General features: G+C 41.5%; 20 protein-coding genes and 2 pseudogenes. 15 read left to right on the top strand and 7 right to left on the bottom strand.

Features of this window, described 5'->3' with window-relative positions; translation table 11 throughout:
• Positions 1 to 4 precede the first annotated feature (4 nt).
• Both Q4546_RS16425 and Q4546_RS16420 read right to left on the bottom strand, forming a co-directional pair.
• Entirely contained in the window at positions 5 to 904 is a 900-nt protein-coding gene (locus tag Q4546_RS16425; protein ID WP_102438553.1) for a DUF350 domain-containing protein, read from the bottom strand.
• Positions 905 to 913: 9 nt separating this feature from the next.
• The gene (locus Q4546_RS16420) at positions 914 to 1,885 is read right to left on the bottom strand and encodes a hypothetical protein (protein ID WP_102438551.1); all 972 of its coding nucleotides are present in this window, start codon (positions 1,883 to 1,885) and stop codon (positions 914 to 916) included.
• Between the two features lie 249 nt (positions 1,886 to 2,134).
• Here Q4546_RS16420 and glnE point away from each other — a divergent pair, with 249 nt between their 5' ends.
• Together glnE and Q4546_RS16410 are read left to right on the top strand one after the other, a co-directional pair.
• Positions 2,135 to 4,990 (top strand): bifunctional [glutamate--ammonia ligase]-adenylyl-L-tyrosine phosphorylase/[glutamate--ammonia-ligase] adenylyltransferase, encoded by a 2,856-nt coding sequence (glnE, locus tag Q4546_RS16415; protein ID WP_303446628.1) that lies wholly within the window; start codon positions 2,135 to 2,137, stop codon positions 4,988 to 4,990.
• 289 nt (positions 4,991 to 5,279) lie between these two features.
• A complete protein-coding gene (locus Q4546_RS16410) occupies positions 5,280 to 5,558 on the top strand; it encodes a DUF3081 family protein (protein ID WP_102438547.1) in 279 nt (92 codons plus the stop codon).
• Between the two features lie 176 nt (positions 5,559 to 5,734).
• On the opposite strand, the gene Q4546_RS16405 is transcribed toward Q4546_RS16410, so the two are convergent.
• On the bottom strand, positions 5,735 to 6,376 hold the full coding sequence (locus Q4546_RS16405; protein WP_303446627.1) for a response regulator transcription factor: 642 nt from the start codon (positions 6,374 to 6,376) through the stop codon (positions 5,735 to 5,737).
• A 233-nt stretch (positions 6,377 to 6,609) separates the two neighbouring features.
• On the opposite strand from Q4546_RS16405, the gene Q4546_RS16400 reads away from it, so the two are divergent.
• The 6 genes from Q4546_RS16400 to aroG all read left to right on the top strand — a co-directional run bounded on the left by Q4546_RS16400 (position 6,610) and on the right by aroG (position 13,093).
• Entirely contained in the window at positions 6,610 to 7,950 is a 1,341-nt protein-coding gene (locus Q4546_RS16400) for a polymer-forming cytoskeletal protein (protein WP_303446626.1), read from the top strand.
• 362 nt (positions 7,951 to 8,312) lie between these two features.
• On the top strand, positions 8,313 to 8,651 hold the full coding sequence (locus Q4546_RS16395) for a P-II family nitrogen regulator (protein WP_076539720.1): 339 nt from the start codon (positions 8,313 to 8,315) through the stop codon (positions 8,649 to 8,651).
• A gap of 10 nt (positions 8,652 to 8,661) precedes the next feature.
• Positions 8,662 to 9,912, top strand: coding sequence for an ammonium transporter (locus tag Q4546_RS16390; protein WP_102438541.1), 1,251 nt, complete (start codon positions 8,662 to 8,664; stop codon positions 9,910 to 9,912).
• Positions 9,913 to 10,031: 119 nt separating this feature from the next.
• Positions 10,032 to 10,352 carry a hypothetical protein gene (locus Q4546_RS16385; protein WP_241900972.1) on the top strand — a complete coding sequence of 107 codons (321 nt, stop codon included), beginning with the start codon at positions 10,032 to 10,034 and terminating at the stop codon, positions 10,350 to 10,352.
• Between the two features lie 110 nt (positions 10,353 to 10,462).
• On the top strand, positions 10,463 to 11,701 hold the full coding sequence (locus Q4546_RS16380) for a lipopolysaccharide assembly protein LapB (protein WP_241900971.1): 1,239 nt from the start codon (positions 10,463 to 10,465) through the stop codon (positions 11,699 to 11,701).
• A 339-nt stretch (positions 11,702 to 12,040) separates the two neighbouring features.
• On the top strand, positions 12,041 to 13,093 hold the full coding sequence (gene aroG / locus Q4546_RS16375) for a 3-deoxy-7-phosphoheptulonate synthase AroG (RefSeq protein WP_102438539.1): 1,053 nt from the start codon (positions 12,041 to 12,043) through the stop codon (positions 13,091 to 13,093).
• 42 nt (positions 13,094 to 13,135) lie between these two features.
• Here aroG and Q4546_RS16370 read toward each other — a convergent pair whose 3' ends face one another.
• Entirely contained in the window at positions 13,136 to 13,309 is a 174-nt protein-coding gene (locus Q4546_RS16370) for a hypothetical protein (protein WP_102438537.1), read from the bottom strand.
• Between the two features lie 369 nt (positions 13,310 to 13,678).
• On the opposite strand from Q4546_RS16370, the gene Q4546_RS16365 reads away from it, so the two are divergent.
• Entirely contained in the window at positions 13,679 to 15,466 is a 1,788-nt protein-coding gene (locus Q4546_RS16365; RefSeq protein ID WP_102475321.1) for an ABC transporter ATP-binding protein/permease, read from the top strand.
• Between the two features lie 138 nt (positions 15,467 to 15,604).
• Positions 15,605 to 15,853, top strand: a complete 249-nt coding sequence (locus tag Q4546_RS16360; RefSeq protein WP_102438533.1) for a hypothetical protein — start codon at positions 15,605 to 15,607, stop codon at positions 15,851 to 15,853.
• A 219-nt stretch (positions 15,854 to 16,072) separates the two neighbouring features.
• Here Q4546_RS16360 and Q4546_RS16355 read toward each other — a convergent pair whose 3' ends face one another.
• Together Q4546_RS16355 and Q4546_RS16350 are read right to left on the bottom strand one after the other, a co-directional pair.
• Entirely contained in the window at positions 16,073 to 16,273 is a 201-nt protein-coding gene (locus Q4546_RS16355) for a hypothetical protein (protein ID WP_241900970.1), read from the bottom strand.
• Between the two features lie 154 nt (positions 16,274 to 16,427).
• Positions 16,428 to 17,908: pseudogene (locus Q4546_RS16350) on the bottom strand (FMN-binding glutamate synthase family protein).
• A 317-nt stretch (positions 17,909 to 18,225) separates the two neighbouring features.
• On the opposite strand from Q4546_RS16350, the gene Q4546_RS16345 reads away from it, so the two are divergent.
• The 5 genes from Q4546_RS16345 to Q4546_RS16325 all read left to right on the top strand — a co-directional run bounded on the left by Q4546_RS16345 (position 18,226) and on the right by Q4546_RS16325 (position 24,110).
• Positions 18,226 to 18,975, top strand: a complete 750-nt coding sequence (locus tag Q4546_RS16345) for a ferredoxin--NADP reductase (protein WP_102438527.1) — start codon at positions 18,226 to 18,228, stop codon at positions 18,973 to 18,975.
• Positions 18,976 to 19,325: 350 nt separating this feature from the next.
• The gene (locus Q4546_RS16340; RefSeq protein WP_102438525.1) at positions 19,326 to 20,345 is read left to right on the top strand and encodes a Fe(3+) ABC transporter substrate-binding protein; all 1,020 of its coding nucleotides are present in this window, start codon (positions 19,326 to 19,328) and stop codon (positions 20,343 to 20,345) included.
• Positions 20,346 to 20,400: 55 nt separating this feature from the next.
• The gene (locus Q4546_RS16335) at positions 20,401 to 22,032 is read left to right on the top strand and encodes an iron ABC transporter permease (RefSeq protein WP_102438523.1); all 1,632 of its coding nucleotides are present in this window, start codon (positions 20,401 to 20,403) and stop codon (positions 22,030 to 22,032) included.
• A gap of 1 nt (position 22,033) precedes the next feature.
• Positions 22,034 to 23,062, top strand: a complete 1,029-nt coding sequence (locus Q4546_RS16330; protein WP_102438521.1) for an ABC transporter ATP-binding protein — start codon at positions 22,034 to 22,036, stop codon at positions 23,060 to 23,062.
• Between the two features lie 109 nt (positions 23,063 to 23,171).
• Positions 23,172 to 24,110, top strand: coding sequence for a Dyp-type peroxidase (locus Q4546_RS16325; protein ID WP_102438520.1), 939 nt, complete (start codon positions 23,172 to 23,174; stop codon positions 24,108 to 24,110).
• An 89-nt stretch (positions 24,111 to 24,199) separates the two neighbouring features.
• Here the strand turns inward: Q4546_RS16325 and Q4546_RS16320 are convergent.
• Positions 24,200 to 24,376 (bottom strand): annotated as a pseudogene (locus Q4546_RS16320) (NAD-dependent malic enzyme); the annotation flags it as partial.
• Positions 24,377 to 24,459: the final 83 nt, after the last annotated feature.

The raw sequence follows: 24,459 nt of genomic DNA, 5'->3' as shown, positions 1-24,459 counted from the left end.
CTATTTATGCCATTAACGCCGCTAAAATGAGTGCAACAGCAACACTAATTGCTAGTTCAACTGCAGCCACACCGACGTTGTGTTGTTTCTCAACTTCGTCAGTAAGGTTGATTTGAGCTAAGACTAGCTTTTTAACCACAGCAAGTAATAGCGACAACACTACCAGCATGATTATCGAGAAGGTTAACCAGCCGACGATATTCATTAAGTAAGCAGTTGGATCATAGATAATAAAGTGACTGGCCGCTTTAAAGGTAAATGCCATGGCAATCATGTAACCACTGTGACGAATCGCAACGGCTATTTGGCCTTGCTCTAGTGCTTTTTGCATTGAGGCATCTTGATTACGTTTAGCGTATTGGTGCTCACGAAAGCGAGTTAATAACACTAACATTAATTGCGAGATTAAGAAGGCGGTAAAGATAGCAATGAAAGTATCTAAGGTAATATCTTCTGCCCACATTAATACCGATCGAATGATAATTGCTGTGGCAACAGCAGCGGCGGCATCAACGATGGCAACCGACATATTACCATTGATAATTTGGCTGTTTTTATCGATTTCATTTAAGGCAATTTTGTCGTGTAGTACTCGACCAAACTTGATTAAAAGTAAGCCAAATAAGCCGTAAGCTGTCATGCCAATGGCTTCAACAATATACGAATCAGCAGCTTCACCTGTAATCGCCCCTGAAAGTACAATCCCTAATGCCAGAACGGCACCCGCAGTACTAACCCCAAAAGCAAAGTTATCACGCTCTGCGAGTTCAGCGCGGCTGTTTACTCTCACGCTCCAGCCTTGTAAGTAGCGCATTAGCGCCAGTAAGATCACCGCGATGGTCAGATCAATCGCTAAAATTATCGCTAAATCTAGGGTGAGTCCGAAGTCATTTAAAAATGTCATGGTTAGTCCTTATTTGCCTCGGCGTACACCGCGTGTGGTGCGGCTAGTTGAATTACGGAAACTGCTGTCTTTGGAATAATTTGAACGGAACTTACTTGTGCTACGTGCTGTTTTGGTTCCGGCAGTACTGGCTTTAGGTGTTGCAGTACTTTGTCTTGATAAGCTGGTTGAGCCTGTACGTGATTTCGCATACGGGCTATTAAATTGCTTACCTTGAGAATTAAAGGTTTTCTTGGTGTTCTCAAATGTACGATTTTGCGCGCTCGCCTGTTTAGGAGACGTATAACGGTAGCGACCGACATCATTGTAGTAGCTGTAACCACGATTGTTTGACCAGCGGTCATAGCGTACAGGATTCATGATGTTAGAGAACATCGAATACATGCCATACCAGGCCCAAAATGACATGCCGCTTGAATTAGTTTGCCAGCTACCATAAGCGGGGTTACCCACTAGCTGGCTTCCTGCACCAAAATCTTCGCTACCGTTGGCCATTGCTTCGGCTTCACGGCTGATGGCGTTAACCCTTGCCAGCTGTCCACCTGATAAATCAGCCACCACATTAACGGGATCGGAAAGCATGTCATTAAACAAACTTGAATCAGCTGCTTGATAAATATTTTGCGCTTCTTCGAGCTGCTGATCTAAATCAACGAAGTTGGCAGAATCGGCCAGTTCACTGGTTCTGCGTTTTAGTGATTGGTACATAGGGCCACTTGAGGTCGCATCACGCGCCAGTTCATCAAGTAGCGGCACCAGATCAGGCTTACTGTTTTTAAGTAAGCTGGTATATTGTGTCAGTAAGGTGGCATTACGAAGCTCACCTGCGTTTAGCATTGAATCGAGTTGAGTCAATCGCTGCTGTGACAGCTGCTGATATTGCGTAATTTTTTCAGGTCTGTCATCACCACAACCTGATAATGTTATGCACAAGATCAGCGCTGAAAATACTGCAAGGACACGAGGAAGCATGCCAGCCATGTGTTCTCCAAATAGTATAAAATACATATATAAATATAGTATCAAGTCGCATAATTATATGCTTAAAACTGACTAAATATTTACATGGTTCGGTATTACTGTTGTAAAGGATATAGTAGTCTTAATCGAAGGTACAATATCGACTAGCTATTTATGCGATCGTTGATTTTATTGTATAACACACCTTGACATAATATGTCGAATTGAAATGTGTAAGTCTTAGTAATTTGCCAAAGGGATCGGATAAACATGCACAACCAAAGTAACAACGTCTTGTCTGCAGAGCTTAATGAAATTGCAGCACGTTACTGGTTAAGGCTTTGTGAAACATGGCCTGAAATCACTGAAAAACTAACCCTGTCACAACAAGCTGAATTAAAGTTAGTGTTAGGTTTGAGTGATTATATTGCCGAGCAATTGTGCCGTAATCCCCAGTGGATTGAATTGCTATTCGATGGTCAGTTAACTCAGCTCGATAGACAGTCTTTTACTGGTGAATTACACACTAATTTAGCCTCATCAAGCTCAGAAGAGCAGGTTAAAAAACAGCTACGTCAATTTCGAAACTTCCAAATGGTACGTATCGCTTGGCGAGACTTTTTAAATTATTGCGATGTTGAAGATTCACTACTGGATTTATCTAACTTAGCTGAAGCGTTGGTGATAGGTGCTCGCGATTGGCTCTACACTAAAATGTGTCAGCAAATCGGCACCCCAACAGATGAAGAGGGCAATCCACAGCCGTTACTTATTCTCGGTATGGGTAAGCTTGGTGGTCGAGAACTGAACTTTTCCTCTGATATCGATTTGATTTTTACCTTTCCTGAACATGGTGAAACCATCGGTGGTCGCCGCGCTCAAGCTAACCAGCAATTTTTTATCAAAATGGGTCAACGACTGATCAGTTTATTAGATCAAATCACCGTTGATGGCTTTGTGTTTCGGGTCGATATGCGCCTGCGTCCATACGGTGAAAGTGGCCCGTTAGTGGTCAGTTTCAGTGGTCTTGAAGATTACTATCAAGAGCAAGGTCGTGATTGGGAGCGTTACGCCATGGTTAAGGCGCGAGTACTCGGGCCTTGGACGCAATATAGTGATGACTTACATGACTTATTAAGGCCTTTTATTTATCGTCGCTATATCGATTTTTCAGCCATTGATTCGCTACGGAAAATGAAACGACTTATTGCACAAGAAGTTAGACGCAGACAGCTCACAGACAACATAAAGCTGGGAGCTGGCGGGATCCGCGAAGTTGAATTCGTGGTGCAAAGTTTTCAGCTGATACGTGGCGGACGAGAACCTTCACTGCGACAGCAAAGTTTGTTTGGCGCAATTGATACCTTATATAACTTAGGTCAGTTAGAGTACTTGGCCGTTGATGAGCTAAAACACAGCTACATTTTACTGCGCCGAGTTGAAAACCTACTTCAAGCCCTTGATGATAAGCAAACCCAAACATTGCCCGATAATGCCACTGATTGGCAGCGACTATGCTATGCCATGGGCGAGAGCGATGAGCACAGCTTGCGGGAAAAAATTGCCAATGCCATGGGCAACATTCATCGCCACTTTAAAGATACTGTCGGTGGCGAAGATGAACAGGACTCAAGCGAGCATTGGACTTGCCAGTTATGGCAAATTCATGATCAGGAAAATGCCTTAGCGTTACTTGAAGAGCATGATGTTGAAGATGATAGTTTATGGCCAAGCTTAGATGACTGGCGCAGCAATGTATTAAAACGCTCAATAGGCCCCAGGGGACGTGAAACTCTTGAAAAATTAATGCCTAAATTGTTGGATGAATTATTAGAGCAACCAGTCCCGAGCGTGGCATTAAAAGCGGTATCAGGGGTGTTAGATAAAATTTTAACCCGTACCACTTATCTTGAATTATTGTGTGAGAACCCCGGCGCCCGTCAGCAGCTCATTAGCCTTTGTTGTGCTAGCCCCTGGATTGCCGAAGAGTTAGCGAATTTTCCGATGTTACTGGATGAACTCATCGATCCGGCTCAGCTTTACGATACCACCCCGCTGGATGACTACCCAAGTGAGTTAAGGCAGTACCTATTGCGCGTTCCAGAAGATGACATGGAACAACAGATGGAAGCGTTGCGCCAGTTTAAGCTGTCACAACAGTTAAAAATTGCCGCCGCTGATATTACTGGCGTGCTACCTGTGATGGAGGTGAGCGATCACTTAAGCTACCTTGCAGAAGCCATCATTGAGCAAGTGGTATTACAAGCCTGGCATCAAATTTCCTCAAGGCACGGCATACCTGCAGGTACAAGCTCTGAGAAAATGGGCTTTGCTATTATTGGTTATGGAAAATTAGGTGGCATTGAGCTGGGATATGGCTCTGACTTAGATCTGGTTTTTTTACATAACCATCAAGGCGCAGGCGCTACAGATGGTAAAAGACCGATTGATAATGGCCATTTTTATTTAAAACTTGCGCAGCGCATTGTGCATTTATTTGCTACCCGAACCACCTCAGGTGAGCTCTATGAAGTGGATATGCGCTTAAGACCTTCTGGCGCTTCAGGCTTATTGGTTAGCGAGATTGAACAGTATCGCGAATACCAGCGAGATGAGGCCTGGACATGGGAGCATCAAGCTTTGGTGCGCTCACGTTTTGTTTATGGCGATCATCGCTTAGCGGCACGTTTTAGTGAAATTCGCACAGAGGTGCTATCGCATCAGCGCCAGCTTCCTGAACTTGCGAAACAAGTTCGCGATATGCGCATTAAAATGCGCCAGCATTTATTGAAAGCATCAAACGGTAAGTTCGATTTAAAACAGAGTGCGGGTGGCATTGCCGATATTGAGTTTATGGCCCAGTATTTAGTGTTAGCCTACGCTAACAAAAATAAAGAGTTGTCCATATGGTCTGATAATGTGCGCATTTTTCAGCTATTAGCCGAGCTTGAGATTTTACCTGTGATGACTGCTCAATACCTGACTCAAACCTACTGTTGGCTACGGGATGAAAGTCATCGCCTGACTCTTCAGCGCGCTAAAGGCGAAATCGATGCAGATAAAGCCAATAACAAGGTCAGCGAAATTATTAATATTTATCAGCACATTTTAGGTGAAGAGCTTTAACGTCTTGTCTAAAACCGTAGATTTTTGGTTTTGTTAGGATAACGGTGCGGGAAAATAGTGACCTGCACCGTTTTATATAAATTAAAAGCGGTGCAGCACGGCATTCACACACTGATTCAATTTGATACACCATCTTCATATAAAATTTGTCTTTCTCAGGACTAACTCACAGTCTTGTTACTGCATTATTTTACACTGATTGTTTTGAGCCACCTTAAGCGCGCATTCGTATTGATTGCTTTGTCTATTAGGTGTTTAGTGAACAGGTTTTCTTTGTAAGGATGTAGTGATGAAAAATGCCATTGATATATATGAAGCGCTAAAAGTATTTAATAAGATAACCGACATGGGGCAAAAGCTGGCCGCTGCAGATGGCGACAACTCTAGCTATGAACTATGTGGCTTAAATGCGCAAACAGGCTTTGATGGCTACACAATTATTCTTAGTGACGGCCGAACCTCTTTAACGATTTATTTCCATAATAAATATCAATTTGATTACCCAGATAATGCTGCGTTTGATAATTTTATGGCGCGTTTTGCTGAGGTGATGAAGTACTCAGTATAAACAGCACTATGTCATCAAAAAAATTTTGCGCTTTAGTTGCGCTTTGCTGCACGCTAAAGCTTACCTAAGTGCAATTAATGTTATTTTCTGTAGTTAATTCTCAAAGCTGTTAACTCGCACCATTTAACAGCTAGCGTTACAAATTAGCAGTGAGCTAATTATATACATTTAAATTTTTAAACTTGTGCAAAGGCGTAAGAAAGCTGCCCACGGCTGGATATTTTGGTTTTTTTGAACATATTCTGAATATGCATTTTTACTGTATTAATCGATATGCCTAAATTGGCAGCGATTTCATCATTGGTTAAGCCTTGGCATATCAGGGTTAATACCTGCTGCTCTTTCTTGGTCGTTAATGACAGTAATTCATTCTGGCGTTGGGTATTGGGTTGTCGTTTCTTTGATTGAATATAACGTGACATGGCATCGTGGCTGAAATAAAGCTTATTAGCATTAATGCTTTTAAGGGCTTCAATAATGTCAACTTCAGTTGCGGCCAATGGGAGTGCGCCATGGAATCCATTAGAGATAAGTAAAGTTTCACACTCAGTATCTAGTTGAGGGCAAAAGACTAAATGCTTACCTGTTGTAAGAATATCAGCTGAAATTAAATAGGCGTGTTTATGAGGGGCTTCTACGTGTTTATGAGGGGCTTCTAAATAGTGAATAAGAAATTTTGGCCTTTTATCGGCAGCTTTACAGGCATAGTTTAGTGAGTCATAGAAGGCGGTTTCAATATTGAGTAATCCTGAGATTTTAGATACTTGCAGGGCCTGTGGTTCTGGAAGTTGTTTAAAAATCACATCTGAAAAAATCATTTCGGCTACATCCCTGTTATTTGGGCTACTATTGAAAATCCGTTCAATAGCAAATTTATATATTAAAGACAGGCTCTTTTACTAATAGCCGATACATTAAACTATTAAGTTTTACTTTTAAAGCGAAAAGCTCGGAATTGGCCTGCAACTTATGTAAAAGAAATGTTATTTGTTGTTTTAATAAAGTTGGTTTAGTATATGTCGAAAATTAATAATAAAGGAAACTGATTGGTATGAATAACAAAGGAAATGGGGTTACTTTTATTGGCCCTGATACTTCATTGGATGGAGATATGACTGTACAGGGACCTGCTTTGGTTGCCGGTAAAGTTAAAGGTGTTATTCGTTCAACAGACCAAGTTAAAATTGAAGTTGGTGGCGAAATTGACGGTGAGCTTTTTTGTCAAGAATTAAGAGTTTGTGGTGAATTTAAAGGTAAATTACATTGCAACAGTTTAGTGATTGTAAGCTCTGGTGTAGTTGAAGGTGATGTATCTAGCCATAAAATGGAAATTTATGATGGTGGTCAATTTTTAGGTGCCAGAACCAAGGGCCCTGAAGAAGGCGTATTACCCCAAGCAACTGTTGAAGATAAGCCAGAAGCACAAGTCACAGAAGCCTATGCTTTCCCAAAGACTGAAGCGCCTGTTGCAGAGGCGCCGATAGCTCAAGCTGCAAATAAGGGACATTTTAACAATCTTAAGCCAGAGCCTGTAGTAAAAACTACCGTAGCGGTTCAGGTGAAAACAGATGTTAATAAAGCCGAACCTAAGAAAGTCGATGTTAAGGCTGAACCTGCACCTGCCACAACTCAGATTAAACCACAGACTCTTGCAGAAATTAATTCACAGACCAGTGGTAGTAGCGCTGCAACTGCAAATTCTCGAGTAGAGCCTCAAGTAAATACAGATGCTCATAATAACCCGAAGCCAGTTGCAGAACCTAAGCCTAAGTCAAAACTTGAGATTAAGCCGCAACCGAATCCTCAAGCTCAACTTGCTGCAGCAGAAGCGGCGAGAAAGGCTCAAGAGAAATCATCAGGTTCAGGTGCTAAGCTATTTGTCGCGGCTATCGCTGTTGCTGCAATTGCTGGCGCGGTTTATAAAAAAGATGAATTGACTCAATTGATTGAATCAAAGTCTGTTACAGCTTCAGTGGTGAAACCGGCAACGACGGTTATTGATATTGAACCACAGCAAATACAGCCAGCAGAAAACCAAATTGAACTTGCTAAGGCAGATGAAGTACTTGAGCCTTCAGTTAGTGTTGCGCTTACCACTGATATTGACGAGTCTGAAATTGTGACTACTGCAAATGATGCGCCTGACTCGGCAATTGAAATGCAAGCAACAGCATCAGCTGAAACAGAAGCAGAACTTGAAGTGACAGAAACTGCTTTAGCTGATGAAACTGAAGACTTGCTTGCCAGTGTGAATGAGGCTGTTGTAGCAGTTGAAGATGAAGTGGTCAGTCAGCCTCAAGTTGATAGCTTAATGGCAGATCTACTCGCTGAAGAGACGACTGATGAGGTTGCAAGTTCAGCAGAAGCAACTGACACGGTTGGCAGCTTATAAATTTTTAAAAGCTAATCTGCAAATAAAAAGGCCTTCATTAGAAGGTCTTTTTATTTATGCTTTCTTTAATGTGTTTATTTTTATATCAGTAACATCCCCCCCTTCCGCACAGCTTTTCTTTGTTCATTTTGACACTTTTTTAACTGCGTAATTCTTATTATCAAGTATTCAAATAGTTATAAACGCTTCGCTCTAATGTTGTGCGCGCCAAATTAAAGTTGCACCTTATTAGTGCATGAAAAGACTTTTTTATTTAACTTATATTTTAAAATGCTATACGAATCATGGTTTTACATGATTGGCCTGATGATTGAATTGTATTTGTAAACAAATTTATAACAATCACACTTTTGGAGGTCGAGATGAAACTCGTCAGCGCTATCATCAAGCCATTTAAATTGGATGATGTCCGTGAAGCTATTGCAAGCATGGGCATTGAAGGAATGACTGTTACCGAAGTAAAAGGTTTCGGTCGTCAAAAAGGTCACACTGAGCTATATCGTGGCGCAGAATACCAAGTCGACTTTCTTCCTAAAGTGAAGTTGGAAATTGCTACTAAAGCAGAAAACTTAGATATGTTAATTGAAGCCATTACGACAGCGGCTCATACCGGCAAGATTGGCGATGGCAAAATTTTTGTTACTGATCTTGAGCAAGCTATCCGTATCCGTACGGGTGAGCTAGATAACGAAGCACTATAAGGGGAATGTAATGGAAGAGTTAGCAACGTTAGGCACAACCGTCACCGAATTACGTTTCGCATTAGATACGTTTTATTTTCTAATATCAGGTGCGTTTGTCATGTGGATGGCAGCAGGTTTTGCAATGCTTGAGGCGGGCTTAGTTCGTTCAAAAAATACCACAGAAATTTTAACTAAAAATGTATGTTTATATTCAATCGCCTGTGTGATGTTCCTGTTAGTGGGTTACAACATCATGTATGTCGATAACACTGAAGGTGGCTGGTTACCATCATTTGGTTCATTAATTGGCTCACAAGCCGCTGATGCAGATCATGCGCTGGAGTCTGACTTCTTCTTCCAAGTTGTATTTGTTGCAACGGCAATGTCAATTGTGTCAGGTGCAGTTGCAGAGCGAATGAAGCTTTGGTCTTTCTTAATCTTTGCAGTGGTATTAACCGCGGTTATCTACCCAATTGAAGGTTACTGGACTTGGGGCGGTGGCTTCCTTTCTGCTGCTGGTTTCGTTGACTTCGCTGGTAGTGGTATTGTACATATGGCCGGTGCAGCAGCAGCTATCTCAGGAGTACTATTACTGGGTGCTCGTAAAGGTAAGTATGGCCCAAATGGTGAAGTTCATCCTATCCCAGGTTCAAACTTACCAATGGCGACATTAGGTATGTTTATCTTATGGATGGGTTGGTTTGGCTTTAACGGTGGTTCACAATTATTAGTCTCAGACGCAGAAAATGCTTCAGCAGTGGCTAAGATTTTTGTAAACACTAACTCAGCAGCCGCTTTCGGTGCAGTTTCAGCATTATTAGTTTGTAAAGTTGTCTGGGGTAAGGCTGACCTAACCATGATTTTAAATGGTGCATTAGCGGGCTTAGTGGCTATTACAGCAGACCCATTATCACCTTCACTATTAATGTCAGGTGTCATTGGTATCGTCGCTGGTGGTGTGGTTATCTTCTCAATTGTTGCCTTTGACCGCATTAAAATTGATGACCCAGTAGGTGCAATCTCTGTACATGGTGTTGCCGGTTTCCTAGGTCTAATGCTAGTACCATTATCAAATGCTGATGCAAACTTTGGTGCTCAGTTATATGGCGCAGCAGTTATCTTTGCTTGGGTATTCTCAGCTTCATTCGTAGTATGGTTTATCCTTAAAGCGACAGTGGGTATCCGTGTTACTGAAGAAGAAGAGTACAACGGTATGGATGCATCTGACTGTGGTGTTGATGCTTACCCAGAGTTTGTTTCAATCAAATCAGCTGGATAATAGATTGCTTTAAACACTGAGCATGTTAAAACTAAAAGCAGAACCTTAGGGTTCTGCTTTTTTGTGACTCTTAAAAAGTGAACAAGTGTGACGAGTGAATAAGTGCAATGAGGTTTAACATGGTTAATTACTTTCAAGTATTGATGATTGCTTTACTTATCAGTATCAGCTTTTTCGCCACTGCGGGAAAAGTGGTTGTGAGAAAGACATCTGAACCATTTGACGCTTTTGCAATACGAAATCAAGTTCAGCAGGACTATCAATGGCAGCAAATGCTCAAAATGCAGCAGCAAATTAATATTTTACAAGCTCTGCCGAATGGCTGTTTGGTATTCGCTGCGCCATACCGTTATTTTAATTGCGCCGGTAATTCCTACCGACCATACACCTATCAAAACCAAGAGGTGTTTATTCAAATTGACCCGCCAGTTGCCAAGTAATAATGAAATTCAAATATTCGCCACTGGCTTAAGCTTTTTACATTCATCTTTTGTAACTTTTTCAAAATCGCAATTCTGCCACTAACTTCTATGCTTAATGATAGGCTTTTATGTGGGGTAGAATTATGTTGCATCATGATGACGTTTCTTCGAAAAATTCATTAATAATTCAATCTTTTGGTTTTTCACGCCTTAATCTCTGTTTTTATTTACTAATATTGATTTTTATTTCAGGCTGCTCTAGCACGTCGAGTATCAATAAAGCCAAGGTTAATGTCAGTGGCTTATTTAACGATAGTTATTTTAATGAGGTAGATATTCCCGCTACAGCAGAGATTTACAATTTACCTGATGAGATAGTTACTGAAATACAGCGTGATTTTGCTCGCTCAGGTGGCGTTAACGGCCTTAAAATACCGGTAAACCTTTGGCTTGCTGAATACATCAATGCTCAAGAGGGGGGCTTTGAATATCGAGATCACTACACCCGAATGGCCAGCGTGACAGCCCTTGAGCGGGCGGGTAACTGCATGTCGCTGGTGGTACTGACAACTGCTATCGCACAGGTACTTGATGTCCCTGTAAAGTTTCAAGATATTGATGTAGAACCCATATGGGATAGAAGGGGAGGTTTTTACCTCGTAAATGGTCACGTAAATATGAAACTACTGCACCGTGACGCTCCCAATAGTATTAGTCTTCACGGTTCGGACATATTAGTGGATTTTTTGCCTGAGCGCTCAATACGCTCATACCGTGTTAAGCAAATTAATAAACAAACCTTATCTGGAATGTACTTTAATAATGTTGCAGCAGAAGCATTAGTACGCGGTGACTACGACTTAGCGTATGCATTGGTAAAACGGGCTATTGAGTTAGACCCGTATCACGTCAATAGTATTAACACTCTGGCGGTGATTTATCGTCATAAAGGATTAGATGAACGGGCAGAAAAAGCCTATCGCTATGTGCTTCAGTTAGAACCTAAAAATATCACTACCCTGTATAATCTTGCATTAATATTAGGTGAGCAAGAGCGACTAGAAGAGTGGAAACAGGTTCATAAAATTCTTGAATTAGCCCGCATTAATAACCCATTCTATTACTTTGATATGGCCCAAGAGGCGTATTTTGAAAAGCAATATCAAGAAGCCTTAGTGTGGTACAAACGTGCGGTTGAACGGGCGGATTACCGCCATGAGTTTTATTTTGGTTTGTCCCGTGCCTACTGGGCAACAGGCGATCAAAGACGTGCCAAGAAAACCATGCAAAAGGCGCTAGATCTTAGCCATGATGAGACCAATCAAGATCGTTATAAAGGTAAGCTGCAAGCTATGATGCGCCATTAATATAATAAGGCCTAGTTACTTTAGCCACTTACAGCGTGTTAGCTGCAAGTGGTTTTTTATTGCTTGATATATTTTGATAGCAATAATCGAAGGAACAGACTCAAGATTAAAGCGAATTGAATTGAAGATAATTTTAGAAATGAATGAATTTATTAGATATTTTATATTTTGAATATGAAAGCTATTTAATAACAGTAATTTAAATTGAATAATTTGATAAAACCGTAGATTGGATGTTTTATTGTATGCTAGTGTTTGAAATATAAAGCTGTCCGTAATGCTTTACTGCTCAACGTTTAACGTTGGCATAAATAACTGTTTGCTGGAGTTGTATAAACTATGTATTACAAAAATGATGACGTTAGAATTGATGAGATAAAAGAATTATTGCCCCCAATTGCTATTTTAGAGCGATTTCCGGCGTCAGAAGCAGCATCAGCAACAGTGTTTAATGCACGAGATAGCATTCATAGAATTTTAAACAAACAAGATGATCGCTTACTTGTTGTTATTGGCCCTTGTTCAATACATGATCCCGTCGCAGCTTTAGATTATGGCAAGCGTTTAATTGCTCTACGTGAGCAATTTAAAGATCAACTAGAAATTGTAATGCGTGTTTACTTCGAAAAGCCTCGTACTACGGTAGGTTGGAAAGGGCTGATCAATGATCCTTACATGGACAATAGCTTTAAGCTTAATGACGGCCTACGAACAGCGCGTAAATTATTGGTCGATTTGAATGAATCTGGCATACCAGCCGCCGGTGAGTTTCTTGATATGATCACGCCGCAATATGTGGCAGATATGATGTGTTGGGGAGCCATCGGTGCCCGTACTACAGAGTCACAAGTGCACCGTGAGCTTGCTTCAGGTTTATCGAGCCCTGTAGGCTTTAAAAATGGTACTGATGGCACCATTAAAGTGGCGATTGACGCGATTGGTGCAGCAAGTGCTCCGCACCACTTTTTGTCAGTCACCAAGTTTGGTCACTCAGCTATTGTATCCACGAAAGGTAATCCAGATTGCCATATTATTCTGCGCGGCGGTAAAGAGCCTAATTATAGCCAACCTCATGTTAGTGCTATTGAAACTCAATTAGAGAACGCCAAATTGCCTGCTAACATTATGATTGATTTTAGCCACGCTAACAGCAGTAAAGACTTTAATAAACAGATGCTAGTGGCTGAAGATGTTGCTGGGCAAATTAGCCAAGGCAATCACAATATTTTTGGGGTGATGGTTGAAAGCAACATTGAAGAAGGCCGCCAAGATCTCGTGGTCGGCAAGGAGTTGTGTTACGGCCAAAGCATAACTGATGCATGTATTGGCTGGAGTGATACTGAAAAGCTATTAGCCACGTTAAATCAAAGCGTATTAAATCGCCGCGGCTAACAGTGCAGCTTGTCTCCAATAATTAAGGCGCTTTTTAGCGCCTTAATTATTGCTATTAGCTAAATATTCATTGGCTTTTGCAAGGCTACCAAAAGCAGAAATAAGATTATTTCTTCCCTTATCCTGAAGCTCAGGGTTACCAGACTCAATCATCATCCACACCCAAGTTTGAATTAATTGCATTGGTGGAGCCTGCGTTTTTGCTGCGTCTAACATATTGCGTCCTTTGAACTGGGAATAAAGGTGAATGATTAATGGAAATCGCTAACAAGTAACGAGTAAAGAGTAGCAAATTCTTTTTCGTTGCAGAACTGTAAACCAAGCTGATTTTGCAATATTTTGTGTTTTTTTGCTAAAAAATAACCTTTGATACTAGCAAATGATAATATCTGTAAGTCTAAAGTGCTATTAGCGTCGATAATAAACGCTATGATGATTTAATTTTGGCTGCTTAAAACAAATTCTTTAGTCTTGCTCAAATCAAGTCACACTAAATTGGCGACTAAGTGTTAACTTAGTGTGGTGGCAAAAGTAAAAGCTAGTTTCGAAATAAACATTCTTAAATTTAATCATTGGTGGTAATGAATGAGACCGTCGGCGTATTTTGATGGACCAGTAGGCAAGCTTAATTGGAAAGTCGTTGGGTTATTAGTGCCCTACTTATTTGAGTTTAAAGGTCGCATCTTTTTGGCGATGTTGTGTTTGGTCATTGCCAAACTTGCTAGTGTTGGTTTGCCATTTATTTTAAAAGACTTAGTCGACAGTTTAGATGGCCAACGCACCGCAGCTATTGTTGCTGTGCCTATTGCATTAGTGCTTGCATATGGCGGGGTGCGCTTTTTAAATGTAGTCATTGGCGAAATTCGTGACACCTTGTTTGGTCGGGTGACTGAAAGAGCCATTCGCCGTTTAGGCTTGAGCGTATTTGAGCATTTGCACCGCCTAGATCTTGATTTTCATTTAGACAGACGAACCGGCGGGTTATCAAGAGATATTGAGCGCGGCACCAGTGGTGTGAGTTTTCTGATGCGCTTTATGGTGTTCAATATTGTGCCGACATTATTAGAAATTGCTTTAGTGGTTGGCATTTTCCTTTATAACTACGGTGTTGGCTTTGCGCTTATTACCTTGGTTGCCGTGGTTGCTTATATTGGTTATTCAATTGTGGCCACTGAGTGGCGCACCGGCTATGTTAGGGATGCTGCAAGGGCTGACTCTTTATCGAATACTCGCGCCATCGACAGCTTATTAAATTATGAAACAGTTAAATACTTTAATAATGAGCAATATGAGTCAAATCGCTATGATTCTGCACTAGAGCAGTGGGAGGTCGCAAAACGTAAAAACCGTCTATCATTATTTGCTTTAAATGCGGGCCAAGCGTTAATCATCGCTGTGGCGATGACGGCGATGATGTGGCTAGCCGCTTCAGAAGTTACCGCAGGTAATATGAGCTTAGGTGATTTTGTATTAATTAATGCTTTTATGATGCAGCTGTTTATCCCGTTAAATTTCTTGGGTTTTGTGTATCGTGAAATACGCGGGGCACTGGCTAATATTGAGCGGATGTTTGATTTATTGGATAAAGTGCCCAGCATTAATGATAAAGCGAATGCCACAGATATCTCGCCAACGATTGGCGCGTTGTCATTTCATGATGTGAACTTTAATTACGATAACAGACCCATTCTTAAAGGGGTGAGCTTCACTGTACCAGCGGGACAAAAAGTCGCAGTGGTGGGTGAAAGCGGCGCCGGAAAATCTACTTTAATAAAACTGTTGTTTCGCTTTTATGATGTAAACTCTGGCGCTATTAGTATCGATGGCACAGATGTTAGAGGCCTATCGCAACAAGCGCTGCGGCAATCTATTGCAATCGTCCCTCAAGATACTGTTTTGTTTAACGATAGCATTTTTCAAAATATCCAATATGGTCGCCCTGATGCGACTGAAGCTGAAGTTAAAAGTGCAGTAGCGCTGGCGAATTTAACTGAGTTTATTGAGTCATTACCACAGCGCTGGGATACTAAAGTCGGCGAGCGCGGTCTTAAACTTTCTGGCGGAGAAAAGCAGCGCGTTTCCATTGCCAGAGCAATATTAAAAGCTGCGCCGATACTAGTCTTTGATGAAGCGACATCATCTTTGGACAGTAAATCAGAGCAAGCAATATTAACGGCGATAAAAGATGCTGCTAAAGGTCATACGAGTTTGGTGGTGGCACATCGATTATCCACCATTATTGATGCCGATAAAATTGTGGTACTTAAAGATGGAATGGTGGCTGAACAAGGGACCCATAACACCTTGTTAGCGCTTAATGGGGTCTATGCCAAACTATGGAAAATTCAAAATGAGCAGGCGCTCTCCCTCTGATAAGTGGCTGTTAGCAGTTTTATCTCTTTGATAGTGGCGTTTTTGTGTATAATTAGTATTAATTGCCTTGAAAGGATTGAGTTCGTATAGGTAAGTAGGAAGTTAGTTGGTAATTAAATCTAGGTATGGAGGTCGTGGGTGCAAAACATTTCTTTAATAGCAGCCTTAGAAGGTACACAACATAAAGTGACTACTGATTGGTTTGCAATTATGGCAACGCTTGAAAATCGAGAAATGAATCAAGATGAACTACAAACTGTTTATGATGAGTTGTGCGCAGGATTGATTGTTACCACTCGCGGTTTAACCTTGGCTAAAATCAATGACAATAACAGTGAAGATAGTTTACTAAAAGCCGATGATAGTGCCGAAGATGTTTTTATTTAAATCACCGACTAGTCATGTTTAGCTGCGAATATAGTAGCTAAATAGCCATCAAGCTTAAATTACCACAAGTTTCCAAGCCAGAAAAAGCAATCTAATTGCTTTTTCTGCTAACTATAATCTGTTATTGACCTTTGGTGGATTTAGCCTATTAAGGGAATGCTTTTAGCGCTCACCACTGTTATAGCAAAGACTTAAATAGTGCGATTTATTAACGGCTTATTAAGCGTTTTTAGACCAACTATTACAAACCATTTTAATGATTGACTCTGCGTTAGCATCAAGGGTTAATCGTCTGATTTCGCCTTGGTTAAAACAGATTTTCTCACCTTCAATTTCTGACATCCTTTCGCAGTTATTACAGGTTAATGATATTGTCTTTGCAGACATCATTGGCGTCATTAATGAATGTGATACTTTCAAATGTAAACCCTTTTGATAAAAGCTTGCTCTAAGTCACGATTTTATACCTAAATGAGGCTTAGTTCAAAATTAGATCTGGCCAATTAATTAGCGATAAGTCTAATAGCTATAATACGGCTACTGGTATAAGTGCTGCGGATCATGTGCGTCCAAATCAGTATTGCCGATAAAACTTATCTAATGAAATAGATACGCCACTGTCAGTGACTATTCTCGCATGATGGCGGGTTAATTGTCTTGGCTCACTCACCCCACAAGAATGAGCAATAACCTTTAAATCATAATGCAGTGAGCGATTGTAGCTTGCCACTCTTGCCGACTTATTGCGCGGATCTAAGCCTTGCTGTAATTTTTTGTTATGGGTCGTGATACCCGTTGGACAGGTGTCTTTGTTGCATTGCAATGCTTGAATGCAGCCTAAAGCAAACATATTACCTCTCGCTGAGGCAATAAAGTCTGCCCCCGTTGCCAGTGCCCACGCCACTTGCGAGGGCAGCACCATTTTACCGCTGGCAATAATTTTTATGCGTTGTTTGAGGCCTTTGTGTTTTAACAGGTTAACTAAAATTGGCAGGCTTTCTTTAAGCGGTAAACCCACATGGTCCATTAATGCCTGCGGCGCAGCGCCAGTACCGCCTTCTGAGCTGTCTAAAGTAAAAAATCCGGCGCGTGTTCAATGCCTCGTAGCAGTATTTCTTCACATAAATTAATGAGCCATTGCTCGTCTCCAACGACGGCTTTGATACCTGTGGGTTTACCGGTGATATTACGGATATGCGCGACCATATCCAGAATATCGCCGACCTGATTAAATTCAGGATGGCCATTGGGGCTTATTGAGTCTTCCCCAACAGGAATGCCTCTAATGGCGGCGATCTCACTGGTGACCTTAAGGCCAGGTAGGATCCCGCCTTTACCGGGTTTTGCGCCTTGGCTTAACTTAATCTCAAACATTTTTACCTGATCATGGGCTGCGATTTGCTCAAGTTTTTGATCATCCAATAACCCTTGCTCATTACGTACACCATATTTGGCGGTACCAATTTGAAATACTAAGTCACAGTTACCTTTAAGGTGATGTTCACTTAATCCGCCTTCGCCAGTATTTAACCAGCAACCCGCTTGGGCCGCGCCATGGGATAGCGCAGTAATCGCTGGGCGCGAGAGCGCACCAAAACTCATCGCAGATATATGGCATACTTTCGCTGTCGCATAGGGATGAGTACAGTTTGTACCAATGGTGATGACAGCGTCATTATGTTCATCAGAATCGTATTTAGGAAAGGCCGCATTTAAAAACATAATGCTGCCAGTTTTATCGTGGCTTTGGGTTGAGCCAAAGGCAATGGTGCGGTTTATGCCTTTGGCAGCGCGATAAACCCAACTGCGTTCGGCGCGATTAAAGGGCAATTCTTCTCGATCTTGGGCAAAAAAATACTGCCTGAAAAATTCACCCTGTTTTTCAAATAAGTATCTAAATCTGCCAATAACTGGATAGTTATGCCTAATCGCTTGCTTGGTTTGTAATTTATCTGCGAGATACATATAAATTATCGCGATAAAGAACAGTGCGATAAACGCAAGAAATAATCCCGTAAAAACTTCTAATCCCCAAATAAACCAATTCTTCTGCATTTTTGTTCCTTAAAAATGATCTGTTTGCTGCAAATTTGACGCTAGCCTGTGATTATCTGCGTTTATTTTAACCAGATATGCAGATTTATGACTATCCTCAGTATGGCTGATGGGGGATATTTATGACAAAAAATTTGACCTTGTTCTAGCTAAGTATAAGTAAGCGATAGAGTTTGATTGCTATTAAAACAGTTTTACCCAGCTATTGCCGAAGGCGTTGATCAAACCTATAGTTTAATACAGTAAGGTCTAGCCAAATGTTGTTTAAAGACCCTGCCAGTAGATAAATAGCAGATCTAAAATCAAGGAATTACCCTATGTGGACAACTGGTACTGTAATTGAACGTATAGATTGGAATGACAAGTTGTTTTCGCTGCGTATTCGCGCCGATGTTGAGCCATTTATTGCCGGTCAGTTTATTAAACTGAGTCAGATGCGTGACGATAAGCGCATTGCTAGAGCCTACTCTATCGTTAACCCACCCGGTAAAGATTATGTCGAAGTGCTGGCCGTCGCTGTTGAAGATGGTCAGTTATCTCCAGATTTACAGGCACTTAAAATTGGCGATAACATCGAAGTAACCACCAAGGCATCAGGCTTTATGACTTTAGATGAAATCCCCTCAGGGGCACTTCAAGGCCCTGATTTGTGGTTTTTGGCAACTGGCACTGCCGTGGGGCCTTTTATATCGATTATGGAAACAGCAGAGCCGTGGCAACGGTTTGAAAAAGTGGTGCTGGTGTACGGTGTGCGGATGATTGCAGACTTGGCTTATTTACCCCAATTACAAGCGCTGCAGCAACAATATCCCGAAAAATTTGAACTGATACCTATTGTCACTCGTGAAGAATATAAAGACGGCTTATCTTGTCGTATCCCTGATGGGTTAAGTAGCGGTCTCATTGAACAAGCGGCTGGAGTTACCTTGTCGCAAGATAACTCACAAGTACTTATTTGTGGTAATCCAGGAATGATTTCTGATGCGCAAACGGTACTAATAGAAAAGGGGTTAGTGAAGAATCTACGTCGAGCACCAGGGCAAATTACCGTCGAAAAATATTGGTAGCCTGCTTTTAAATAGACTTTCGTTAGCGAGTAACTAGCGAGCTGTAGCTTGTTAGTATTTCGGCAGTAACATTGCTGTAACTCGCATTATCAATGGCTAAACTGTTTATTCGCTTGCTGCGAAAAGCGCAGAAGCTGTAATTAATGCAGTACATTTAAAAAATATATTTTAATCTTAGTTAGCTTATATCCTTAAACAATACTTGCTCCTTAGATAGTGATCTATTACCCTTATCGCAATTGATAACTGTTATCATTTCTATAAGCAGTTACTCGTTAGTATTATGAAAGTCCCCCTGTACGGGGCCATTATGCTGATAAAAAGTAACGCAACGCCAAGGAGAATTTGGAATGAAGTCGTTTAAGCGTCTGGCACTGTTAGGATTAGCAGCAGTATCGTCACTAAGTTCAATTTCAGCAACCGCTGCTGAAGATCTTACTATCTATTCTTATCGTCAAGCTTTTCTAGTAGAACCCATTTTAGCGCAATTTACCGAACAGACTGGCATCAAGGTGAATGTGGTTTTTGCCAAAGATGGCATCGCTGAGCGTATTGCTCGTGAAGGGCGCTTATCTCCTGCAGATCTAGTGTTAACCTCTGACTTTTCTCGTTTAATGGAACTCGTTGATAAAAAATTAGTTGTTGATGTGAATAGCGAGACTTTAAATCACAATATCCCGGCCCAATACCGCTCACCGAGTAACGATTGGTACGCATTAACCATGCGGGTACGTAATGTTTATTCTTCAAAAGAGCGTTTAGGTAAGCTAGATATTAATTATGAAGATTTAGCCTCTGAGCAATATAAAGGCAAAATCTGTACTCGTAGTTTCAAGCACCCTTATAACATTGCCCTGGTTGCTTCAATGATTGCCCATCACGGTGAAGCTGAAACCAAAACGTGGTTAGAAGGGCTTAAAGCCAATTTAGCTCGTAAACCACAAGGCAATGATCGCGCGCAAGTTAAAGCGGTAAACGAAGGTTTATGTGATATCGCCTTAGGTAACAGTTATTACTTTGGTAAGATGATTAAGGACCCTAAGCAAAAAAGCTGGGCTGAATCAGTGGAAATCAACTTTCCTAACCAAGATAACCGCGGTGCCCATATAAATGTTTCAGGTATGGCACTAGCTAAGTTTGCCCCAAACAAAGATAATGCTATAAAATTGATGGAATTTTTATCATCTAATGTAGCTCAAAGTCTTTACGCAGAAGTCAACATGGAATATCCGGTAAAAGCCGATGTTGCCCCTTCTGACATGGTAGCCTCTTGGGGGGACTTCAATGCAGATAGTCTTCCAATCTTTAAGCTAGCAGAAAACCATCAAGCGGCAGTGAAGCTAATTGATGAAGTAAAATTTGATCTGTAAGGATGCTTTATTTCGCCGCGTTAACCGATAACGCGGCATAGACTGGAAAGTATTTATGATCTTAGGCTTAACCAGAGGCTGGTCGTTCGCTGGTTATGCAATTGCGGTAATATTAATTTTGCCGCTTTTTGCACTTTTAGTACAAGCTACACTCCCTGACGAAGCTGTTTTTAGTCACTTAATTGACACCGTTTTACCGACCTATATTAGTAACAGCCTATTGCTGATGCTGAAGGTCTGTGTCGGTTCCTTAGTGATTGCAGTGCCAGCCGCTTGGTTGGTAGCTCGTTGTCATTTCCCTGCTAGACGTTACTTTCAATGGGCGCTGCTATTGCCACTGGCAATGCCTGCTTATATTGTCGCGTATGTGTATACCGACATGCTTGATTACGCCGGTCCTGTACAAAAGTTGCTAAGGCAAGTGTTTGGCTGGACGTCCCCGCAAGATTATTATTTCCCTGATATTCGCAGCCTAACCGGCGCAGCAATTATGCTGTCATTGGTGTTATTTCCTTATATCTATTTATTAGCCAGAACGGCTTTTATGGAGCAATCTTCCAGCCTATTGCACGCCTCTAGAATTATGGGCTGTAGCCCGTGGAAAAGCTTTTGGCGTTTAGGCCTGCCAATGGCAAGGCCGGCACTTGCAGTAGGGATGGCATTAGTGGCAATGGAAACCGCTGCCGATTTTGCTACAGTGAGTTACTTTGCGGTGCCAACCTTAACCACTGCGGTATACGACACTTGGCTGGGTTATGGCAGCTTATCGGCAGCAGCAAAATTATCAGCCATTATGTTGCTGGTGATTTTTGCCATGGTGGGTTTTGAGCGATTTGCCAGACGCAAACAAGAGTTATATCAAAAGCAGTCTAGGTTAACTGAATCAGACAGATACCAGCTAAAAGGTGTTAAAGCTTGGCTCGCCTTTGGCTATTGTAGCCTGCTGATTGGTCTCGCGTTTTTATTACCTTTTATTGTATTAAGCGGCTACGCCATCGACTACTTTGACCAGAGCTGGAACAGCCAGTTTTGGCAATACAGTTTCAACAGTTTGTATATTGCCCTCGTCGTGAGTTTTATATGTGTGCTACTGGCATTAGTGTTGATGTTTGTTAGGCGCGTAAGCCCCCGTCGGGCAGACCTATTACCTTCACGATTAAGTAGCACAGGCTATGCCATACCAGGCACAGTGCTGGCTATTGGCGTGTTGGTGCCATTAACGTATTTAGATTTTGCTATAAATGATGTCTATGACTATTTTGGTGCGCGCGGCCCAGGATTGTTATTTACCGGTAGCGTTATCGCGCTAATTTTTGCTTTTTGCGTTCGCTTTGTGGCGATATCTATTGGCAGCATTGAAAACAGCTATAAACGTATTTCGCCTTCCTTGGATATGGCCAGTATTACCATGGGGCAAAAGCCGACTAAGTTATTATGGCGAGTGCATTTACCGCTGCTACGCAAAGGCATTTTTGCAGGGGCATTATTAGTGTTTATTGAAAGCATGAAAGAGCTACCCGCAGCGCTATTGTTAAGGCCCATTGGTTTTGAAAACCTCGCCACCTATGTATTCCAGTTTGTCTCCGATGAACAACTCGAACATGGCGCTTTGGCTGCTATCGTGATTGTGTTAGTTGGGTTAGTGCCATTGATTTATCTAAACCGTTCATTGGAGCAAGAGAGCTAATATGTCCACATTGACCATTCAAAATGTAAAAAGTGACTACCAAGGACAGGTGATTCTTAAAGGGCTCGATCTCACTTTAGAACAAGGTGAAATCGTTGCACTGCTTGGCCCAAGTGGTTGCGGAAAAACCACCTTATTACGTGCTATTGCAGGTTTACAGGCCATCAGCCAGGGCTGTATTTCAATAAATGGTGAGTGTTTAAGTGGTGACAACACGTTTGTTGCCAGTGAACATCGCGGCATTGGAATGATTTTCCAAGACTATGCCTTATTTCCGCACTTAACTGTCAGTGAGAATGTGTTATTTGGGGTCAATGGGCTGGATAATAGTCAACGTAAAGCCCGGCTTGAAGAGATGCTACAACTGGTCAAGCTTGAAGGGCTAGAGTCGCGTTACCCCCATGAGTTATCAGGTGGACAACAGCAACGGGTATCTATTGCTCGTGCATTAGCCTATGAGCCTGAATTATTATTACTTGATGAACCGTTTTCTAACATTGATGCCCAAGTACGAAATGAAATGATGTTAGAGATCAGGCAAATATTAAAACAGCGTAATGTCAGTGCGGTGTTTGTGACCCACAGTAAAGATGAGGCCTTTGTGTTTGCTGATAAGCTGGCATTGTTTAAAGATGGCGCCATTGTACAACACGGTTTAGCTGAAACCCTCTATGCTCACCCTAAAGAGCGTTATGTGGCTGATTTTCTTGGTGCGGGTAATTATTTATCTGTGATGGTGAAAAATCAGCAGCAAGTGTCATCTATTCTGGGATTAATTGAAAGTACCTCTGAGTTATCTCAAGCTGCTAACTATCAAGGCCAGTTGCTACTTAGACCGCAACAGATTGATCTACAACCTGCTTCTCAAGGCCATGGTGAAATTATTGAGCGTCGTTTTCTAGGTACAATTTGTCATTATTGGGTTAAGGTAGGACAACAAACGCTCGAAGTTAGAAGCCAATTAACTGAACTGACCTTAGGTCTGAAAGTCAATTTATCAATCTCGCCACATTCACTGGTTATTTTTTAGTGATGCGTATCAAAGTTGTTAAAAAATTGAGCTTGAGCACAAGGAATTAATTGCTCAATTACCTTACAATTATGCTCTCTTATATTTGATAAAGGTGATTGATTCCAACATGGAAAATCAGAATATGCCTCGCGAACAGTTAGGGGTTTGTGCCGAAGGTAATTTGCATAGCGTCTATTTGATGTTTAATGCAAATGACGCTGTTGAAGCTCAATTACGCCCTTGTTTAGCCAATGTTGCTCAATACATCTATGAGCTCACAGATCAATATGCAGATAGTGCCTTTAATGGCTTTGTAGCTATTGGCGCTAACTATTGGGATTCACTTTATAGTGAACAACGTCCTAAACATTTGCGTCCATTCCCAGCGATGCAAGCTGAAAATCGTGATGCGCCTGCCATTGAATATGATTTATTTGTGCATATTCGTTGCGATCGTTACGACATCCTTCATCTAGTGGCCAATGAAATCAACCAAATGTTTGAAGGCTTGGTTGAGCTGATTGAAGAAGAGCGTGGCTTCCGCTTTATGGATAGCCGTGACTTAACTGGTTTTGTTGATGGCACCGAAAACCCGAAAGGCCGTAATCGTCAGCAAGTGGCTTTAGTTGATGATGAGGATGCCAGCTTTAAAGGTGGCAGTTATATTCATGTGCAAAAGTATGCCCACAACTTAAGTAAATGGAATCGTTTACCGAATAAAAAACAAGAAGATATCATTGGTCGTACCAAGCAAGATGATATTGAATACGCCTCTGAAGATAAGCCGTTAACCAGCCATATTAAGCGAGTTAATTTAAAAGATGCCCAAGGTAACTCAATGGAGATATTGCGTCAGAGCATGCCATTTGGGTCGCTTAAAGAACAAGGGTTAATGTTTATTTCAACCTGTCGCACGCCGACCAACTTTGAAGAAATGCTTCGCAGTATGGTGCATGGTGACGGCCATGGTAATCATGATCATTTGATGCAGTTTACTAAGGCATTAACCGGCTCATCATTCTTCGCGCCTTCGCTAGATTTTTTAGCCCGTTTTGCCAATGATTAAACGCAAATAACAAATTAGCCGACTGTAGCAGGTTAATTATCGATAAAAAAAGCAATGCCTCAGCATTGCTTTTTTTGGTCTGTTATCTGTTAGAGCGCGGTGCGTTTGTAACGGCGATATTCAGGTTCCCAGAAATTACTTTCAATTTGTTGTTGCAGTAATTCATCTGGACAAGGTAGGGCTAATTCTTGCTCGATAGCTTTTTTAGCCACTGCAAAAGCAATATATTTGCTCACTTGCTGAATGTCTTCCCGTCTTGGCAGTAGTTAGAACGCGGTGCGTTTGTAACGGCGATATTCAGGTTCCCAGAAATTACTTTCAATTTGTTGTTGCAGTAATTCATCTGGAC

The sequence above is a fragment of the Shewanella sp. 4_MG-2023 genome (assembly GCF_030548015.1).
GTDB lineage: Bacteria > Pseudomonadota > Gammaproteobacteria > Enterobacterales > Shewanellaceae > Shewanella.
The sequence above is the reverse complement of the archived record's forward strand: the minus strand, read 5'-3'. Positions and strand labels throughout refer to the sequence as shown.

Coding starts and splice junctions, on each gene's coding strand:
- Q4546_RS16425 (WP_102438553.1), bottom strand. CDS start 904: ATGACATTTTTAAATGACTTCGGACTCACCCTAGATTTAGCGATAATT.
- Q4546_RS16420 (WP_102438551.1), bottom strand. CDS start 1,885: ATGGCTGGCATGCTTCCTCGTGTCCTTGCAGTATTTTCAGCGCTGATC.
- glnE (WP_303446628.1), top strand. CDS start 2,135: ATGCACAACCAAAGTAACAACGTCTTGTCTGCAGAGCTTAATGAAATT.
- Q4546_RS16410 (WP_102438547.1), top strand. CDS start 5,280: ATGAAAAATGCCATTGATATATATGAAGCGCTAAAAGTATTTAATAAG.
- Q4546_RS16405 (WP_303446627.1), bottom strand. CDS start 6,376: ATGATTTTTTCAGATGTGATTTTTAAACAACTTCCAGAACCACAGGCC.
- Q4546_RS16400 (WP_303446626.1), top strand. CDS start 6,610: ATGAATAACAAAGGAAATGGGGTTACTTTTATTGGCCCTGATACTTCA.
- Q4546_RS16395 (WP_076539720.1), top strand. CDS start 8,313: ATGAAACTCGTCAGCGCTATCATCAAGCCATTTAAATTGGATGATGTC.
- Q4546_RS16390 (WP_102438541.1), top strand. CDS start 8,662: ATGGAAGAGTTAGCAACGTTAGGCACAACCGTCACCGAATTACGTTTC.
- Q4546_RS16385 (WP_241900972.1), top strand. CDS start 10,032: ATGGTTAATTACTTTCAAGTATTGATGATTGCTTTACTTATCAGTATC.
- Q4546_RS16380 (WP_241900971.1), top strand. CDS start 10,463: ATGTGGGGTAGAATTATGTTGCATCATGATGACGTTTCTTCGAAAAAT.
- aroG (WP_102438539.1), top strand. CDS start 12,041: ATGTATTACAAAAATGATGACGTTAGAATTGATGAGATAAAAGAATTA.
- Q4546_RS16370 (WP_102438537.1), bottom strand. CDS start 13,309: ATGTTAGACGCAGCAAAAACGCAGGCTCCACCAATGCAATTAATTCAA.
- Q4546_RS16365 (WP_102475321.1), top strand. CDS start 13,679: ATGAGACCGTCGGCGTATTTTGATGGACCAGTAGGCAAGCTTAATTGG.
- Q4546_RS16345 (WP_102438527.1), top strand. CDS start 18,226: ATGTGGACAACTGGTACTGTAATTGAACGTATAGATTGGAATGACAAG.
- Q4546_RS16340 (WP_102438525.1), top strand. CDS start 19,326: ATGAAGTCGTTTAAGCGTCTGGCACTGTTAGGATTAGCAGCAGTATCG.
- Q4546_RS16335 (WP_102438523.1), top strand. CDS start 20,401: ATGATCTTAGGCTTAACCAGAGGCTGGTCGTTCGCTGGTTATGCAATT.
- Q4546_RS16330 (WP_102438521.1), top strand. CDS start 22,034: ATGTCCACATTGACCATTCAAAATGTAAAAAGTGACTACCAAGGACAG.
- Q4546_RS16325 (WP_102438520.1), top strand. CDS start 23,172: ATGGAAAATCAGAATATGCCTCGCGAACAGTTAGGGGTTTGTGCCGAA.